This window comes from Streptomyces sp. SAS_272 (genome assembly GCF_052543235.1).
In genome coordinates this window covers 54,970-71,880 of sequence record NZ_JBMNDR010000030.1, presented here as the reverse complement: position 1 = coordinate 71,880, position 16,911 = coordinate 54,970, and the positions used below count along the sequence as shown (strand labels likewise).

Genomic DNA, 16,911 nt, shown 5'->3' with positions numbered 1-16,911 from the left:
GCACCCGGCCCGCACCCCACCAGCCCACCCCACCGAGAAACCCGATGCACACATCCCTCACCGACCCTCCGCCCACTGACACTGGCTCCGACCCCACGCGAGCGACAGCCGGGGAAGAGGAACTGGAAGACCAGAGGGCGGCCATCACCCACCTCGGCCACGAACTGCGCGCCCTGGTGGAAGCCACCGTCCGCACCGCCGCCTCCCCGGACACCCTCCACCGTGTGGCGGACGGGGTCCGCGCCATCAGCAGCCAGCTGACGGGCCGACGGCGGTCGCGGGCGGAGATCCCGGCGGTGGACGAGTTCCCCACGGGGACACGTATCTACAGCCCTGTGACCGGGGCCGGGAACCCGCTGGCCCCGCCCGTACAGGTGACGCCCACCGCCGACGGCCTGGTGGGTCACTGCGCCCTCGGCATCGCCCACGAAGGGCCGCCCGGCTACGGCCACGGCGGCATCAGCGCCATGCTCCTGGACGAACTCATGGGCCGCGCCTGCGCAGCGGTCGGGATGCCCGGCCTGACCGTCTCCCTTCAGATGCGCTACCTCCGCCCGGTCCCACTGGAAACACCTCTGAAGATCCTCGCCCGCGTCACCGGCACGAACGACCGCAAGATCTTCGTGAGCGGGTCCATCGTCACCCAGGCAGACCCTGCCGCGAACCTCGTCACGGCCGACGGGGTCTTCATTGCTCCCGACCCTCATCGCGCCCGCGCCCTGTTCCCAGGGTTGCCAGCCGAATCATGACCACCCGCGGCGTACAGGCGCCTCCCCCGACGAGAAGTGCCGAGAGAACGCATTCAGCACACATGAGGCCGGGAAACCCAGCGAACACGTGAGAACTACAGAGGGCTGTTTTCCCAGGCCAGACGCACCGCAATCGACGTTTCAGCAGGTCACAGCCCCGCCCAGGGAAAACTCCTAAAGCGGGTGTCGCAGGTTCGAATCCTGCCGGGGGCACAGAGAAAGGGCCAGCTCAGGAGGGTTTCCTCCCAGGCTGGCCCTTCGTCCTGTTCGGGGTCGTGCCACACGCGTGCCACTAGAGTCCACGGGGAGTCCACATCCCCTAGTCAGGAGCTGCCTCTACCCCGCCCTCGCGGATCATGGCTCCGAGCCGCTCCGCGATGGCCCGGTCACGGTCATCAGTCCGAGGCCCCCATGACGGCCGGGAAGGCGGCCGGGGTGACAGCGGCGACCCGGAAGGCCATGCCGTGACGCTGCTGGCCGTTGAACACGGACTCCCACGGCCGGGCAACGAGCCCCGGCAGCGACCGACTGCCTTGCCCATAGTTCGCATCGAGAGGGCAGTCAGGCGTAGGAAAGGGCGGACGTGTCGAGGGTGGCCACGGCCCGGATTCGAACCGGGGTTTCCGCATCGGGGCGAACCCGAGTGCGACGTCTTGGGCCGCTAAAACGACTCATGGCCAGGGGGAGCGTACCGACTCAGAGACTGGCAAGCCCACCTCTTTTAGGGATGACGCCGCAGGTCGAGCCCGTCTTCGCGCTTGGATGGCCGCGCCTCTGATCGCCGAATGAGGCCAAATCGCGACCTACCGGGATCCAGTCAGGTTCGCCCACACTCAAACACATGGGGGGCGATTCAGGATCGTGACCAGTCGGCATGCCATCGCTGCGGGGAGACCAACGACACCGTGCGTGAGCACAAACGGTTCGGCCTCATGGCGAGCTACTGCGAGAGGTGCTGGAACACCTCCGCCAACGAGATGGCCGAAGCCGACGGAGCAACAGCCGCACCCAGGCCGAAGCCGATCGCCTCATCGCACCCGGGGAGGAGTGAAGGTCCGACCAACTGCGTGACAACGCCGACGAACGACAGTGGACGCGCACGGACGTCAGCGGGCCATCGGTTCAGGTGAGAGAGACACACCGGCCCTAGGCGCCGCCGCGCCCAAGTTGCTTCGGGACGAAGAGGTCGCTCCGCAAGGAAGCCGAGGCCAAAACGGCAATCAGCTCGCCAGGAAGTCTCGTTGCTCTCACGATGAGTGCATGGACCGATTGCAGGACAGCGCTTGGCGGTATGTGGCGGAGATACTCCCACCCGAGGAGCTCCCGATGCTTGCTGCTCATGCACTCGTCGACGGGCGCGATTCCCCCGCCCTGCGTTCACTGGCCGGCCTGCCACGCAGGAGCGACGAGACCGAGATCCGTGAACTGTACGTCCAAACCCTGCACGAACTCGGCGTACCCCTTCCCGACGATGAGACAGCCGGCCGCTGGCTCCTCGTGAGCCTCGCGGTCCGTCTCGCGAATGCCGAGTTGAGCCCCAAGGACGTGGTCGACCGGCTGTCGATGACAGTCGCAGCCCGCACCCCGGAGGAGACACAGTTCCTCTCCGTCGCAGCGGGCTACAGCGAATGGATGGACGCGGACGAACTCCCGGGATGGAAGAACGGTCTCAGGGCCGCGGCCCACTCGTTGACCGCCACCACCGATCTCGGATCCGATATCGGCGTGCCAGGGCCGCGGCGCGACTGACTAACCCGCCTGAACGCGCCCCGTGCCAGACTCGTGCCAGATACTGCGGAGAGCCACGGAGAACAGCGATCACCCACTCAGAGACGCCCCCAGGCCATGACACGGATGGACAGCAGGTCAGCGGGATTATCGAGCCCGTAGAACCCAAGCTTCCCAAGCTGATAGCGCCCGTCGGCTCAGTACGGCCGCGGAATCTCGTGCTCGCCCAACGCTGCCTCGTACCGTGCCAGCAGCGCATCCAGGCTCGCCAGAAGAAGGCCGGCAGACTCCCGAGCATCATCCAGGTCGCCTCGCTCGCATGCCTCCGCCACCTCGGCCACGTCACCGCGGAGGATGTAAAGGGAGTCTCCTTGCACCACGACCCCTGGGAACCGCCTACCCGGCATGCGAACCACGGCGTCGTTGCCGCCATCTGTGAACAGCTCAGCCTCAACGCGCTCCATCGGCCCATCCAACCTGACATCACCCGTTGACATCAACGGCGTTGGACACAGGCGGCCTTGAGCGAACGACCGCGCTCCGCCGACAGCACGACGAGGGCGATCTGAGGGCTGCAGGATCGAACTCCTAAAGCCCGGTGTCGCCGGTTCGAATCCTGCCGGGGGCACCAACACAAAGGCCCCGGAGCGGTCATGGTCCGGGGCCTTTGACATCTACGGGCCATAATCACTCACGTCAACGTGACATCAGCCCAAGGCAGCTCCGCCGACCTTGAAGAGCCGGCCGCTGCCGCGCTTCCCCTATGGCTGTCGCCGAAACTGCACTGAGTCGCCCCTCAACTATCGTGATCGCTTGCTTCCGCGCCTGCTGCTTGCGCCGCGTCGACGATGGCTTGCAGCGCAGCAAGGTGACGCTTGAGCGCCGTACGGCCGGCCGATGTCAGCGACAACCAAGTGCGTGGGCGGCGTCCGACCGCTCCTTTACGGACCTGGACGTACCCGGCCTCCTCCAGGGCGGTCGCGATGCGGCTGACACTCGCGTCGGAGACATGACAGTACTCACGGACTGCGGCGAATTCGGCTTCGGCGCAACCAGCGAGGAATGCCATCATGGTCAGCCGTGTCGGATGATGAATCGCCTGGTCCAGCGCCGGCGACACGGCATGGTTCATTCCGTGTGCCCCGGCGCCTTCAGCATCGCGACCGACTTGGAGCGGAGGGAGTTCTTCTGGGTTTCTCGCCACCACAGGGAGCCTCCTCCGAGGATTCCTAGAGCGATCGCACCCACGCTCCAGCCGAACGCAAGGAAAGCAAGGGCGGCCAACCCATAGGCGACCACCGGGAGGCCCTCGACGAGCGCGCGTTGTCTCATGGTTCCACGTGGTGGCCAGGCACGGACCCGCATGCGGGTCACCCTCACCGCACACATGACCGGGAAGACAGACAGCGTCACGGTCGTAGCGAGCAGTAACGCAAGCTTCCAAGCCGCACCATCCGCCTCGTAGAGAAGCGGCCCGGCGGCCCGAGCCATTCCGAATCCGTGAGTAACGCCTGCCACAGGGGCCCACCACGTTGGACAGGGGGGCGATGTGTTCGCGGCCAGTTGGGCCCGTTGCGCGGCCTGCAGGTCGCTCCTGGCCGTGGCCGAGCTGAGGTGCTCGCTGCTAGGCATGGGTTCTCCCGTCCCTCCATAGCGCTTCCTCAGTTGTCCTCATCATGGCATCTACTTTCGTAGGGCAAAAGTACTTCCGTATGCCTGATGTGACCTGGCCGTCTGGGCATCCGGTTCGCGACGAGGGCCCAGCGGAGTACAACATCCACCAACGCCCGGAGAGCGACTCCCGCGACACTCACCGCGCCCCGCACCCCCGGCTGGCCGAGCCCCGTAGAGCTACGGATCGGAAGGCTTCTGACATCCACGGCTGACATCAACGACGCCGGACGGGGCATACACCAGCGTCTCCGTCCGACCGTCGCACCAGTCGACGGCAGCAGCCGGAGCGGGGTCTGATCGAACTCCTAAAACGGTGGTCAGTGGCAGACCTGTGAGGTTCGGCGTACTGACCGGTGTGCGCCCCGATCGCCTTATGCCATCGGCCATGCGCCCTGCCCTACGTAGGCAAGGTGCCCCAAGCTGAATGCCCGAACTCAAGACGGACCAGTGGGAGGGGAAGGGCCGTGGGTGAGTGGAAGCAGGGCAAGTGTGGTTGGCCGACGGATCGAGGCAGTTGCCGCGACAAGACGATGAAGGGCACGTCGCGTTGCTACCTCCACCAAGGTGACTGGACGAAGCGTGGCCACGCCGAGCTAAACAAGCGGGCGAGCAAGCGCCTCAAGAAACGAGCCGGAGTCGTGGGATGAGTGTCTAACTGCGTGACAACGCCGACGAACAACAGCGGACGAGCGCGAACGTCAGCGGACCATGAGCGCAGGTGAGAGCCACACGACCAAAGGAAGAGAAATACTTTCCTGCTTGCGCGGGGCAGGATCACCCGCGCCGGGTGAGGCCGTGGCGCCTTCGGGGTGGGCACGCTGAGGGCGGGCACCGGAGCGGATGCCCCGGCCGCCGGGCGGGCGCCCGGAACGGAGGGCGACATGAGCGACATCGGTCAGCACAGCGCGCAGACCTATCTCGCGTACGACTTTCCCCTGCTGAGCGTCTTCTGGAGTGTGCTCTGGCTCTTCCTGTGGATCATGTGGTTCGTTCTGCTCTTCCGGATCATCGGCGACATCTTCCGCGACGACGACCTGGGCGGCTGGGCGAAAGCCGGCTGGCTGGCGCTCTGCATCGTCCTGCCCTTCCTGGGCGTGTTCGTCTACGTGATGGCCCGCGGCAGGAACATGGGCCGTCGGGAGATCGCGCAGGCGCGTGCGCAGCAGGAGGAGTTCAACGCCTACGTCAGGCAGGCCGCGGCCGGCGGCACGCCGGGCAGCGTCGACGAGCTCGCCCGGCTGTCCGAGATCCGCGCCCGCGGCGACATCACGGACGAGGAGTTCCGCAGGGCCAAGGAACTGGTCCTGAGCGGTCACGGACCGGCGGAGCACCCGGGCTCCGCCACTCTCCCCTCCTCCGGTCGCTGAGCGTCGGGGCGACGCCCGGGGACGGACGCGGACGCGTCCCCCCGGACCCCGAGAGAGAGAAGGGCCGACAGGGGCCGGCCGGCGAGCTGAACGACGAAAGGGCGACAGGTGGGACGACACGTCGGGCACACCGACAGGCCCGGAGCGCCTGGGTCCGGGACTGTACGCGCGGGCGGTCCCGGGAGCGGCGCCGGATGGGCCCGCCTCGCCCTGCTGGCCCTGCTGGGCAGCATCCTGGTGCCGCTCGTCGCCGCCGGTCTGCGCAGCGCGCTCTGGGTCCTGGTCGGCGTCGCCGGGCTGGCGCTCGCCGCCGTCGGCGTGTGGTGGGCGCTGGCGCACACCGGAGTGGTCCGAGGCGTCGGGGCGGCTCTCTCGGTGGCAGCTCCGGTCGCCGTGCTCGCCCTGTACGCCACGTTCGGCCTGCTCGGGCCGGCGTTGCTCTCGCTGGCCCTGTGGGTGCTGGCCCTCGCTGCGGCGCGTACGTCCTCGGCACGTGGTCGCACCGCCCGCGAACGGGAGGTCGCGGAAGCGCCTCGCGCCCCCTGGATCCTCATGAATCCGCGCTCGGGCGGCGGCAAGGTGGGCCGGTTCCACCTCGTGGCGAAGGCCCGGGACGCGGGCTGCCGGGTGGTCCTGCTCGAGGGGCGTCAGGACGTCGCCGAGCTGGCCCGGCGGGCCGTCGCCGAGGGAGCCGACCTCCTGGCGGTGGCGGGCGGGGACGGCACCCAGGCCCTGGTGGCCGAGGTCGCGGCCCAGCACGATCTGCCCTTCATGGTGATTCCCGTCGGCACCCGCAACCATTTCGCGCTCGATCTCGGCCTCGACCGCGACGACCCGGCGGCGGCTCTCGAGGCTCTGTCCGACGCCGTCGAGCTCCGCGTCGACCTCGGGTACGCCGCGCACCGGGTCTTCGTCAACAACGCCTCGTTCGGAACGTACGCGGCCGTGGTCGCCGACCCCGCCTACCGGGACGCGAAGGCGCACACCGTTCTCCAGGCCCTCCCCGGCCTCCTCACCGCCGAGGACGCGCCCAGGCTGCGCATGCGGGCCCGGGCCCGGGGGGACGGTCCGGCCGGCGCCGAGGGTCCGCCCCGGGCCGAAGGACTTCAGGCGCTGCTGGTCAGCAACAACCCCTACGGACGTGCCGTGGACGCGGCCCATCCAGGACGCAGACAGCGGCTGGACTCGGGCGAGCTGGGCGTGGTGGGCGTGCGGGTCGACAACGCCGCCGACGCGGCGCGCCTGGTGCGCGGTCCCCGTGCGCCGGGATTCTTGCGGTTGAGTGCGGAGGAAGTCGTCGTCGAAGGCGACTCGGCGACCCTGCCGGTCGGCATCGACGGGGAGCACACGGTGCTGGCGTCACCCGTCGTATGCCGCAGCGCGCCGGGTTCGCTGCGGGTCCGCGTGCCACGCCGTCGCCCCGGCGCGGCCGGGACGGCCGCCGCGTCGGTGAACTGGCCGCGCGTGGCCCGCCTGGCGCTCGGGCGTCCGCCGCCGCGCGCAGAGAGCGGGACGCCGGTCTGAGTCACCGCCGGAGCGCCGCGACCCGGGCGCGGGCCGTCCTTCCCCCTCCTTGCGAAGCGGCGGCCGGGCGCGCCGGAACAGCGACGCCCGCACCACACGGCCCGCGACGGCCGAGCCGATCGATCGAGCCGGGGGGCTGCCGGTTCGCGTCCGGGCCGGTCGGACGTCCGCTCTCCGGACCGCTACTTGAGTTCGGCGGCGGTGTAGTAGCCGCCCGCGACCAGCACGTAGTTGTAGTTGCTCTTGTCGACGCTGGTCGGCTGCAGCAGGTAGGCGGACACGGCCTTGACGCCGTTCTTGTAGCCCAGGCGGTTGTTCACCTTCGGCGTCTTGCCGGTGAGGATGTCGTTGGCCATGTCGGCTGCCGCGGCGGCGAGTTGGCGGACGTCCTTGTACACGGTCTGCGACTGCTCGTCCGCGATGATCGACTTGATCGACGCCAGCTCGGCGTCCTGACCGGTGATGATCGGCAGGGGCTTGCTGTTGGAGCCGTAGCCGTCGGCCTTCAGCGCGTTCAGGACGCCGATGGAGATGCCGTCGTACGGCGACAGGACCGCGTCGACCTTCTTGCCCCCGTACGTCTCGGAGAGGATGTCGTTCATGCGCTTCTGCGCGGTGGGGCCGTCCCAGCGCAGGGTGGTGACCTCCTTGAGCGCGGTCTGGCCGGACCGGACGACCAACTGCTTGCTGTCCAGGTACGGCTGCAGAAGGTGCATCGCGCCCTCGAAGAAGTACTGGGTGTTGTTGTCGTCGGGAGAACCGGCGAAAAGCTCGATGTTGAACGGTCCCTTTCCGTCCTCCAGGCCGAGCTTGTCGATGATGTAGAGCGCCTGCAGCCGGCCGACCTGCTCGTTGTCGAAGGAGACGTAGTAGTCGACGTTGGCGGTGCCGAGGATGAGCCGGTCGTAGGAGATCACCGGTATTTTCGCGGCGGCGGCCTGCTCGAGCACGCCGTTCAGCGACTTGTTGTCGATGGCCGCGATGATCAGCGCGTCCACGCCCTGCTTGATCAGGGCCTGGATCTGGGAGACCTGCGTCTTGGGGTTGTCCTGCCCGTAGACCAGCTGGGTCTGGTACCCGTAGCCCTTCAGATCCTTGACGACGCTCTTGCCGTCGGTCAGCCAGCGCTCGGAGGCCTGGGTCGGCATCGCGATGCCGATGGTGCCGCCCTTGGACTTCTCCCCGCTGCTGCTGGTCTCGCCGCAGGCGGACAGGGTGAGGGACAGGGAGGCGACTCCCGTGAGGGCGGCGAGGAAGGCTCTTCGGTTGCGCATGGATCGTTCCTAGTTTCTCGTCGTTGAGGGGGGTGGGTGACGGAGTGTCAGCCGTCGGTGGTGAAGAAGCGGTGGGGCGGCGGGCCGGAAGAAGGTCGGCGAGCGGGTCGCGCGCGGGTCGGACGCGCCGCACCCGACCCCACACCCGCACCCGTTCCCGCACCCGCACGCGGTCCACCCGTTCCCGCACCCGCACCCGTTCCCGGTCCACGCGGCCCCGGTCCCGCATCCGGTCCCGGAGGGTGTGCGGGAACGGGTTGCGCGGCGAGGGCGCCGCCGCACGCGCGGGCGCCGGGCGCGCGCCCGGGCCGGCCTCGACGGCGTGCGGAAGGACTTCCGGGGGCGCGGTGCGACGCGGGCGAGGTGGTCGCCGCCCTGGCGGACGCACGCTGCCGCCGAGGTCGTCGGGGTTCGTGGTGCGCCGGATCCCGCAGCCGAGAACGGTCGGCGGATTCCGCAGAAGTCGACCGAAGGGCATGCGGGGCATGGGGAGCGTGAGGTGCGTCAGAGGCGTGAGGTGCGTGCGGTTCGCGAGGGGCACGAACGGAGAGAGGAGCGCGAGGCGCGGGCCGCGGGGGTCGAATTTCGGACGCCCAGGTGGCCCGCAGATCGCCGAAAAGGGTGCCTACGCTGCCCCGCACGCGGATTTCGCCCACTCCACTCACCGGTTTGCCGGTACGCACCTGTAAATACATCAGGCTGGTCCACCGGTTTCCGGTCACGGGTGTGCTGACTCCGGTGATGCGCAGGGCACTTGCCTCTCAGCTGTTCGAAATTTCGTCACCTGGTCAGAATGCTGGCGCGACACTAAAAGGGGGTGCGCAAGGTGTCAACGGGGCGAACAAAAACGTTTTCTGAAGGTGTTTAAAATCGCTTTCGACCGCCCGCGGAACTGCTGGAATACGGCATTCCGCGGGCGACGGGCGGTGCCCCCGCCCTGACCAGGAGCGGGCCCGTCAGGCCGCCACGCGGTCCTGGACGACGCCGTCGCGACGGAAGGCCCAGCGCGCCCTCGGCTCCATCGCCCAGCGCAGGGCCCACCGCACGGGCCGGGTGCACAGCAGTGTCACCGTCACGGCCGCAACGAGAGTGACGACGAGGAGGCCGAGCGGCCGGTGGACCGCGTCGTGGTCGTACCAGCCGGCCGGGCCGGCGGCCTGCTTGACGAAACCGTGCAGCAGGTAGCCGTAGAGCGTGGCCCCGCCCAGCGCGGTGAACCAGGTGCGGCGGCCCGGCGTCCAGGCCAGGAAGCAGGCCACGAGGGTGAGGGAGCAGCCGAACGTGGCCAGGGTCATGACCGGGCCCAACCAGGGGGGCGCCCCGAGCTGTTCGGCGCTGTCGTCGTGGAAGAACCAGGCGTAGTCCGTCCGCGGCACCGCCCAGTACGCCACGGCCAGTGCCGCCGCGAAAACCGGCAGGGCCAGGGCACGCATCGCGCGGCGGCGTACCAGCCGGAAGTGCTCCGGCTCGAGCAGCAGGCCCAGGACGAAGTAGGGCAGGAACTGCAGGATCCGCTGCAGGGCGAGGTCCGTGCCGATGGACGACGAGAGGGTCGCGAGCATCGCGATCGCCAGCGCGAACGGCAGCGGCCACCGGACGAGCCGCCAGACCGGCGCGGTCAGCCGCCACACGAACAGGGCGGCCAGGAACCAGGTCAGGTAGAGCGGGTCCAGCAGGCTGATGTCGCGGCCGGGGGCGCCGTCGGTCCACCGGATGAAGAACGTGTACGCCACCTCGAAGACCACGTACGGCACGGCGACGCCGGTGACGAGGCGTCCGATCTGCTTCGGACGGCCGTCGAAGCCGCGCGAGAAGTACCCGGAGAGGACGATGAACGCCGGCATGTGGAAGGCGTAGACGACCGTGTACAGGGCGGTGACCGTGCGGCTGCCCTCACGGAGGGGCTCCCAGGCGTGGCCGACGGCCACCAGGACGATCGCCAGGTACTTCGCGTTGTCGAAGAACGCCTCTCTGTGCGGCTCGCTGCGCCCTGGCGCCGGCCGGACCTCGCCACCGGCCCGCACCGCCATCGGCACCGGCTCCGGCTCCGGCTCCGGCTCCGGCTCCGGCTCCGGCTCCGGCTCCGGCTCCGGCTCCGGCTCCGGCGGGACGGTGACGGTTCGCGCCGGCGGCGCGGTGCCGGCGGCCTGTTCGATGCCTTCCTGGCGCGACCCGGACAGACCAGAACACCTCGCACATGACGCAGGGGAAGCCACGGCTCCGCCCAGCCTCGGGCGGCGCCTTCTTTCGCAGGCGCTGCTAACCGATGCGCGGCCGCCGAAACCTCCCCGGCCGGCGCCCCGCGCCTCCGGCGGCGGCGAGTTCCGCCTCGTCCGACGCGGGCAGCCGGCCGAAGCGACAGCGGGTGACAGCGCCCTCGGCCGGGAACCCGGTCAGCGGGTCAACGGCATCAACGGGTCACCCGGTCACCCGGTCAGCTGCCGCACGGACGCCGAGCAGATTGTCGCGCCGACACCGCGCACCGGACATCGGACCCCGGGCACCGGGCACCAGGCACCAGGCACCAGGCACCAGGCACCAGGCATGGGACAACGGGCATGGGACAACGCGCACCGCGACACGAGTGCGCGCACAGCTTGCTCTGTATACCCCCCAGGGGTATACAGGAGTCATGTCTCACGACCAGCACGCCGAGCACGACCGGCCCCACCGACCCGACCGCTCCGCCCGGCACGAGCAGCACCGCGGCCACGCCTCCTGGGCCATGGCCGTGACGGCGACGCTGCACTGCCTGACCGGGTGCGCCGTCGGCGAGATCCTCGGCATGGTCATCGGCACCGCCCTCGGCTGGGGCAACGTGCCGACCATGGTCGTCGCGATCCTGCTCGCGTTCCTGTTCGGCTACTCCCTCACCCTGCTCTCGGTGCGCAGGGCGGGCCTGGACCTCCGGGCCGCCGTCAAGGTGGCACTGGCCGCCGACACCGTCTCGATCGCCGTGATGGAACTGGTCGACAACGCCATCGTCGCCTTCACACCGGGAGCGATGGACGCCCAGCTGTCGGACGGGCTGTTCTGGGCGGCCCTCCTCGGCGGCTTCGCGGTGGCCTTCCTGATCACGACGCCGGTGAACAAGTGGATGATCGCCCGCGGCAAGGGCCACGCCGTCGCTCACACCCACTCCCACGGCTGAGGCGCGATCACCGCTCGGCGGGACCCGTGCGCGCCGTGAGCCGTTCGCCGACCCGTCCCGCGGAGTGCAGCGTCAGGGTCACCGCGATCGACGTCAGGGCCATCGCCGTCATCGCCGTGGCCGGCGAGGTGAGTTGGGCGGCCGTGCCCGCCAGGGCCGCGCCCACGCCCTGCATGGTGAGCATCCCGGACGAGTGCAACCCCAGCGCGTGGCCGCTGAGTTCGGGTGGGGTGAGCTTCATCAGCCGTTCCTGCTGGACCAGGCTCGCACCGAAGCCGACGGAGGCGAGGGCGGCGCAGGCCCCGGCGAGCGGGAGCGCGGGTTGCAGGGCGAACAGGGCGTAGGGCGCGGCCAGCAGGAGCAGCAGCGGGGTCGCCAGCCCGGTGCGCACCGCCGGCGGGACGAGCCTGCCGATCGTCACGTCGCCCACCAGCATCCCCAGCGCCGCGCAGGCGAACAGCGTGCCCGCCGCGCCCGGGGCGTACGGCACGAACAGGGCCTCGCAGCCGACGACCAGACCGTTGGGCAGCCACAGCCCCAGGTAGGTGAGGCGGCGGGGGCGGGAGGACCACAGGACGGCGTTGGTGCGCCGGGTCGCGGCGGCGGAGGGGCGGCCGGCGGCGCGCGGCGGGCGGGCGGTCAGCCCCAGCCGGGCGACCGCGGCGGCGACGGCGTACAGCAGGGCGGCGAGCAGCAGGGTCCGGCGCGCGGAGAGCGCGGCCACCAGGACGCCGCCGGCCGCGTATCCGGCGATCTGCATCAGCCCGTGCAGGATGTTGAACAGCGAACGCCCGGGCAGATAGCCGTCCTTGGTGAGGATCTCGTTCAGCAGTCCCCAGCGGACCCCGCCGCCGAGCGAGGCGATCAGCCCCTGCAGCAGGACGACCGCGAGGACGCCGTAGACCGGCAGGCCCGGGGCGGCAAGGACGCCGGTGGTGACGGCGAAGCCGAGCGAGATCCCCGCCAGCGTCGCCCTCGGGGGCAGCCGGTCGGAACCGGAGAGGAGCAGGGTCGCGCCCAGCACCTGGACGAGCGAGGGACCGAACATGCTCATCGCCGACAGCAGCGGCGAGTCGGTGGCCCGGTAGACCAGCGTGCCGAGCGCCAGGCCGCCCACCGTCGAGGCGGCGGTGTGCGCGGCGGAGGAGAGGAAGAGAGGCGTGAACTCCGGGGTGCGGAACAGCGGTCGGTATCGAGGCATGCGCGGAGTCTCGGACGGCGTCGAGCCGGCCGGTTATTGTTTCGCGGTCGTGCGAAAGGTTGTCCGGGACGGAGGGGTCGCGTGGGCTGGTGGCAGGTGAACGCGGACACCCTGGCGGGCAGCCGGTTCGTGATCTCGCCGCTCACGGAGACCTTCGCGAGTCTGAAGCTGCTGCACGCGGGGGTGGGGAACCATCCCGGTGAGCGGGAGTGGCTGCGCGCCCACCTCCCCGGCTACCGGGCCTTGCTGGCGGCGGACCCGGTGACGGGGCTGCTGGTGCGGGCGGGGCTGGGGAGGAGCTGGATCGCCGACTTCCTGACGCCGACGCCGAGGGACGGCGAGAGCTTCGAGGAGGGCGTGGCCCGGGTGCGGTCGGCCGGTCCGGCGGACGCCCGGGCCCATCTGCGGACGTCGCTGGGCGGGCCGCTGCCGGCCGCCCTGGACCGGGACGACCTGCCCGAGCGGGCGGCCGCGCTGCTGGAACACGTGTGGCAGACGGATGTGCGGCCGGACTGGGAGCGCCGCCGACGCGTCCTGGAGGCGGACGTCGTCGCTCGGACGGCGCAGGTCAGCCGGGGCGGCTGGGCGGCCGTGCTGGATTCGTTGCGGCCGGGGACGCGCTGGCTCGGCGAGAGCCGCTTCCAGGTGAACCTGCACGAGTATCCGCCGCGCGAGATCTCCGGGGCCGAGCTGCTGTTCGTGCCGGTCACGCCGAAGGCCGGCTGGGTGTCGTGGGAGGGACGGGAGCGGTACGCCGTCGTCTACCCGTGCACCGGCGTGCTCGCCGAGGACCGCCGCGGCCGCGCGCGTGCGGCGCCGGCCGCGCTCGGCGCGCTGCTGGGTCCGGGCCGCGCCGCGGTGCTGGTGCTGCTCGGCGGCCCGCTGAGCACCACCCAGCTGGTCGCCCTGACCGGCCAGGGCCTCGGCTCCGTGGGCCGCCATCTGCGGGTGCTGCTGGACGCGGGCCTGGTGCGGAGGCGGCGCGCGGGGCGGTCGGTGCTGTACTCGCGGACGGCGGCCGGAGACGCCCTCGCGGAGGCGGCCGGAGCCGACGGCGGTCCCCGGAGTTAGCATCCGGAGCATGACTACTGATGCCGGTACCTCTCCCCTCGACGTCCAGATCGACGCCCTCAAGGGCGGCTCCGCGGAGCTCTCGCAGTACACGGGCCAGGTCGTGCTGGTGGTGAACGTGGCCTCCAAGTGCGGTCTCACCCCGCAGTACACCGGCCTGGAGCGGCTGCAGGAGCGGTACGCCGGGAAGGGCTTCACCGTCCTCGGCGTGCCCTGCAACCAGTTCCTCGGGCAGGAGCCCGGCAGCGCCGAGGAGATCGCGGAGTTCTGCTCGGCCACCTACGGCGTGAGCTTCCCGCTGACCGAGAAGGTCGAGGTCAACGGGGACGGCCGGCACCCGCTGTACGAGCGGCTCGTCGGGTTCGCGGACGGCGAGGGCCACACCGGCGACGTCCGCTGGAACTTCGAGAAGTTCCTGATCGGCCGGGACGGCTCCGTCGTCGCCCGTTTCTCCCCGCAGACCGAGCCGGAGGCTCCCGAGGTGGTCGCGGCGATCGAGAGCCGCCTGGGCTGAACGGCCGCCTGGGCTGAACGGCCGCCTGGGCTGAGCGGGCGGCCGGACCGAGCGGGCGGCCGGACTGAGCGGTCGGCCGGGCGGCCCGCCCGGGCATGCGACGGGCCCCCTCGGCTAGGACGGCGATCTGGACGAGAGGGCCCGTGGGTGGTTCTTCTGCAGTTGTGTTCGGTATCCGGCTGAGGGTCAGGAAGTCCTCCGCCCTACGCCTTGACCGACGCCACGAAGTCGCTCCACGCGTCGGCGGGGAAGACCAGGGTCGGACCGTCCTGGACCTTGGAGTCACGGACGAACAGGGCCTGTACGGCCGGCGACTTGACCTCGACGCATGCACCGTTGCCCGTGGAGTAGGAGGACTTGGTCCACATGTGCGCGCTGCCCTGACGAATTGCCATTTTTGCTCCGGAGTGCAGTTGTTGAGTTGCTGTCTTCACGCCAACCTTGTTACTTGATGGCGTGATCGACGCTACTCGCCAACATCGACTGACGAAGCGACTATTCACTCGACCGGATGACATATTCCAGTGGAAACTTCCATACCGGTGGGGTCAACGCGTATCATGCGCAACTTCCCGCCGGACCTCACCTCACATAGCCCTTGGCGATGTCGGCGATGAACTGGCGGGACTGCTCCACGTTCAGGGCCTGGGCGCGCAGATGCTCGTACATCACGCTGTACTTCTGCACGTCGTTCGGCTTCTCCAGATAGAGGTCGCTGGTGACGCCCTCGATGTAGACGACGCTGGAGTCGGCCGTGTCGGGGAACTCGAGGATCGCGTACTGGCCGTTGAGGCCCGGATGCGCGCCCATCTCGAACGGGATCACCTGGACCGTCACATGCGGCAACTGGGACTGCTCGACGAGGTGTTCCAGCTGGTCCCGCATCAACTCGCGGCCGCCGACGACGCGCCGCAGCGCCGACTCGTCCATGACGCTCCACAGCCGCAGCGGGTTCTCGCCCGACGAGACCCGCTCCTGCCGGCGCATGCGCACCTGCACCCGCTTGTCGATCTCCGTCTGCGCGGTCTCCGGCAGCGCGCCCGAGATCAGCGCTTCCGCGTACTGACGGGTCTGCAGCAGGCCGGGCACCACCTGCGGGTCGTACACGCGCAGGCTCGCCGCGTCCGTCTCCAGACCGATGTAGACGCTGTACGGGACATCGCCGAAGGCGTGCCACCAGCCCTGCTGCCGGGAGTCCTTGGCCATCTCCATCAACGAGTCGACCATCCGCTGGTCCTCGACCTCGTACACCCCGCACAGGTCTCGGACGTCGCGCTGGCTGATGCTGCGCCGGCCGTTCTCCAGCCGGCTGATCTTCGACTGGGACACCAGCAGGCGCTCGGCCACCTCTTCGGCCGTCATGCCCTTGAGCTCACGGAGCCGGCGCAGCTCCTGGCCCAACCGGCGTCGTCTGACGGTGGGATTGACATTGGACGCCACGGGACGTGCACCTCCGGCTGCGTGTCTGTCTCAAACACTTTGCGTATCTGCTGTTCAGCAGACTGCCACCAAGGCGCTTTCCACCGCTGGAAAACGGTGGATATGCGGCCGCTGCGCGCCAGTTCGGGCGGGACCCCGAAGGGGTTCCCGGACGGCTCCCGACGGCTCCCGACACACGTCCGCGCGGGGCGGCAGATGCACCGCCCCGCGCGGGCCGCGTCGGCTCCCGAACAGGTCTCAGGTCTGACGGCTCAGAGGGCCACCACACGCGCCATGGGGTTGCGGTGCGGCTGCGCCGGAACGCCACGGGCGGGTTCCGGAGCGGGCCTGGCTCCCGGTCCGGCCTGCCGGCCGGGGGGCGCCTGGTTGCGGCGCGGCTGTGCCGCCGCGCCGTTCTGGACGTCCATCACGGCGTGCGCCACGAGGCCGCCCATGGGGTCGTGCCTGATCAGGTCCCGCAACCGGGAGCGGGACGAGCGTCCCTCGTTGCCCGGGTACAGGTGCTTGCCGAGGCCGACCGCGTGCGCCAGAGCGGCGAGCGCCGCGGTCCGCGGGTCCGGCGGCACGCCGGTGCGGATCGCGGAGTCCAGCCGGGCCTTGATCTCCCGGCTGATGTCGGTGTCCGTCGCCTGGTAGCGAGTCGTCGGCAGCACTCCGCACATCTGGCCCGCCACGGCATGCACCATGCCGCACCGCTCCAGATGCGAAAGGTAGATCTGGCGCAGCCCGAGACGCGGCCCGCCGATCCAGTGGACAGCCCGTACGGGAGCGCCACGCCTTCGCAGCAACTCCAACGCGCAGTCCAGCGTTGGGTCTCCAGTCGGCCGTGGGGACACCACGGCGATACGATCCCCGTCAGGGGCTATCCGCCCGGCCAGCGCCAGCTCCACTAGCTGTGCTCCGGCCAGACCAAGGTCGAGCGACTGCGGCTGTGCGGTGGTACCCGTGGTCGGGTCCAACGCCAGCAGAAGAAGCTCTTCCGGAATCGTTCTGCGGCTCCTGCCCATCCATGCCTCCCCGCGTGGATGAATGACAGGGTGACCCCTCTCACATTCATCTGTCGAGGGTGCGTGACCTGTTTGTAGTGGAACCAGTAGGTATGTCGTTCTCGTCTACCGCAGGAGCCAAGCCCTCTACACAGGACACTGGTACATGGTTCGGACACCGCCGCGAGGCGGGTCCGGGGCGGGCTGTTCACGGTTCGGCAGGCGCGCTGAC

16 protein-coding genes and 1 tRNA gene are annotated in these 16,911 nt (G+C 69.9%); 7 read left to right on the top strand and 10 right to left on the bottom strand.

What is annotated here, in order from left to right; all coding sequences use genetic code 11:
* The first annotated feature begins 44 nt into the window (after positions 1-44).
* Entirely contained in the window at positions 45-749 is a 705-nt protein-coding gene (locus ACN6LD_RS18820) for a PaaI family thioesterase (protein WP_319188885.1), read from the top strand.
* A gap of 593 nt (positions 750-1,342) precedes the next feature.
* Here the strand turns inward: ACN6LD_RS18820 and ACN6LD_RS18815 are convergent.
* Positions 1,343-1,428 (bottom strand) — tRNA-OTHER (locus tag ACN6LD_RS18815).
* Positions 1,429-2,075: 647 nt separating this feature from the next.
* On the opposite strand from ACN6LD_RS18815, the gene ACN6LD_RS18810 reads away from it, so the two are divergent.
* Positions 2,076-2,498, top strand: a complete 423-nt coding sequence (locus ACN6LD_RS18810) for a hypothetical protein (RefSeq protein ID WP_445043788.1) — start codon at positions 2,076-2,078, stop codon at positions 2,496-2,498.
* Between the two features lie 176 nt (positions 2,499-2,674).
* Here the strand turns inward: ACN6LD_RS18810 and ACN6LD_RS18805 are convergent, their stop codons facing one another.
* From ACN6LD_RS18805 to ACN6LD_RS18795, 3 genes are all read right to left on the bottom strand, one after another.
* Entirely contained in the window at positions 2,675-2,941 is a 267-nt protein-coding gene (locus tag ACN6LD_RS18805; RefSeq protein ID WP_319188888.1) for a DUF6959 family protein, read from the bottom strand.
* A gap of 332 nt (positions 2,942-3,273) precedes the next feature.
* Positions 3,274-3,609, bottom strand: a complete 336-nt coding sequence (locus ACN6LD_RS18800; protein WP_319188890.1) for a transcriptional regulator — start codon at positions 3,607-3,609, stop codon at positions 3,274-3,276.
* On the bottom strand, positions 3,606-3,809 hold the full coding sequence (locus ACN6LD_RS18795) for a hypothetical protein (RefSeq protein WP_319188891.1): 204 nt from the start codon (positions 3,807-3,809) through the stop codon (positions 3,606-3,608). The genes ACN6LD_RS18800 and ACN6LD_RS18795 overlap by 4 nt, the downstream gene beginning before the upstream one ends.
* 1,223 nt (positions 3,810-5,032) lie before the next feature.
* Here ACN6LD_RS18795 and ACN6LD_RS18790 point away from each other — a divergent pair.
* On the top strand, positions 5,033-5,518 hold the full coding sequence (locus tag ACN6LD_RS18790; RefSeq protein ID WP_319188892.1) for an SHOCT domain-containing protein: 486 nt from the start codon (positions 5,033-5,035) through the stop codon (positions 5,516-5,518).
* A 108-nt stretch (positions 5,519-5,626) separates the two neighbouring features.
* Positions 5,627-7,042 carry a diacylglycerol/lipid kinase family protein gene (locus ACN6LD_RS18785; protein WP_445043787.1) on the top strand — a complete coding sequence of 472 codons (1,416 nt, stop codon included), beginning with the start codon at positions 5,627-5,629 and terminating at the stop codon, positions 7,040-7,042.
* Positions 7,043-7,224: 182 nt separating this feature from the next.
* Here ACN6LD_RS18785 and chvE read toward each other — a convergent pair whose 3' ends face one another.
* Positions 7,225-8,316 (bottom strand): multiple monosaccharide ABC transporter substrate-binding protein, encoded by a 1,092-nt coding sequence (chvE, locus tag ACN6LD_RS18780; protein ID WP_319188894.1) that lies wholly within the window; start codon positions 8,314-8,316, stop codon positions 7,225-7,227.
* A gap of 956 nt (positions 8,317-9,272) precedes the next feature.
* Positions 9,273-10,346 (bottom strand): acyltransferase family protein, encoded by a 1,074-nt coding sequence (locus ACN6LD_RS18775; protein ID WP_445043786.1) that lies wholly within the window; start codon positions 10,344-10,346, stop codon positions 9,273-9,275.
* A gap of 602 nt (positions 10,347-10,948) precedes the next feature.
* On the opposite strand from ACN6LD_RS18775, the gene ACN6LD_RS18770 reads away from it, so the two are divergent.
* Positions 10,949-11,467 (top strand): DUF4396 domain-containing protein, encoded by a 519-nt coding sequence (locus ACN6LD_RS18770; protein ID WP_319188895.1) that lies wholly within the window; start codon positions 10,949-10,951, stop codon positions 11,465-11,467.
* 7 nt (positions 11,468-11,474) lie between these two features.
* Here the strand turns inward: ACN6LD_RS18770 and ACN6LD_RS18765 are convergent, their stop codons facing one another.
* Entirely contained in the window at positions 11,475-12,668 is a 1,194-nt protein-coding gene (locus ACN6LD_RS18765; RefSeq protein WP_445043785.1) for an MFS transporter, read from the bottom strand.
* Positions 12,669-12,749: 81 nt separating this feature from the next.
* Between ACN6LD_RS18765 and ACN6LD_RS18760 the strand changes: the two genes are divergently transcribed.
* Both ACN6LD_RS18760 and ACN6LD_RS18755 read left to right on the top strand, forming a co-directional pair.
* Positions 12,750-13,739 carry an ArsR/SmtB family transcription factor gene (locus ACN6LD_RS18760; protein WP_319188897.1) on the top strand — a complete coding sequence of 330 codons (990 nt, stop codon included), beginning with the start codon at positions 12,750-12,752 and terminating at the stop codon, positions 13,737-13,739.
* Between the two features lie 10 nt (positions 13,740-13,749).
* Positions 13,750-14,253, top strand: a complete 504-nt coding sequence (locus ACN6LD_RS18755; protein WP_319188898.1) for a glutathione peroxidase — start codon at positions 13,750-13,752, stop codon at positions 14,251-14,253.
* A gap of 203 nt (positions 14,254-14,456) precedes the next feature.
* Here ACN6LD_RS18755 and ACN6LD_RS18750 read toward each other — a convergent pair whose 3' ends face one another.
* From ACN6LD_RS18750 to ACN6LD_RS18740, 3 genes are all read right to left on the bottom strand, one after another.
* The gene (locus tag ACN6LD_RS18750; RefSeq protein ID WP_319188899.1) at positions 14,457-14,648 is read right to left on the bottom strand and encodes a DUF397 domain-containing protein; all 192 of its coding nucleotides are present in this window, start codon (positions 14,646-14,648) and stop codon (positions 14,457-14,459) included.
* Positions 14,649-14,835: 187 nt separating this feature from the next.
* Positions 14,836-15,693: a helix-turn-helix domain-containing protein gene (locus tag ACN6LD_RS18745; protein WP_107443468.1), complete on the bottom strand. Its 858-nt coding sequence runs from the start codon at positions 15,691-15,693 to the stop codon at positions 14,836-14,838.
* Positions 15,694-15,944: 251 nt separating this feature from the next.
* Positions 15,945-16,700, bottom strand: a complete 756-nt coding sequence (locus ACN6LD_RS18740; RefSeq protein ID WP_057578912.1) for a GOLPH3/VPS74 family protein — start codon at positions 16,698-16,700, stop codon at positions 15,945-15,947.
* Between the last annotated feature and the right edge of the window lie 211 nt (positions 16,701-16,911).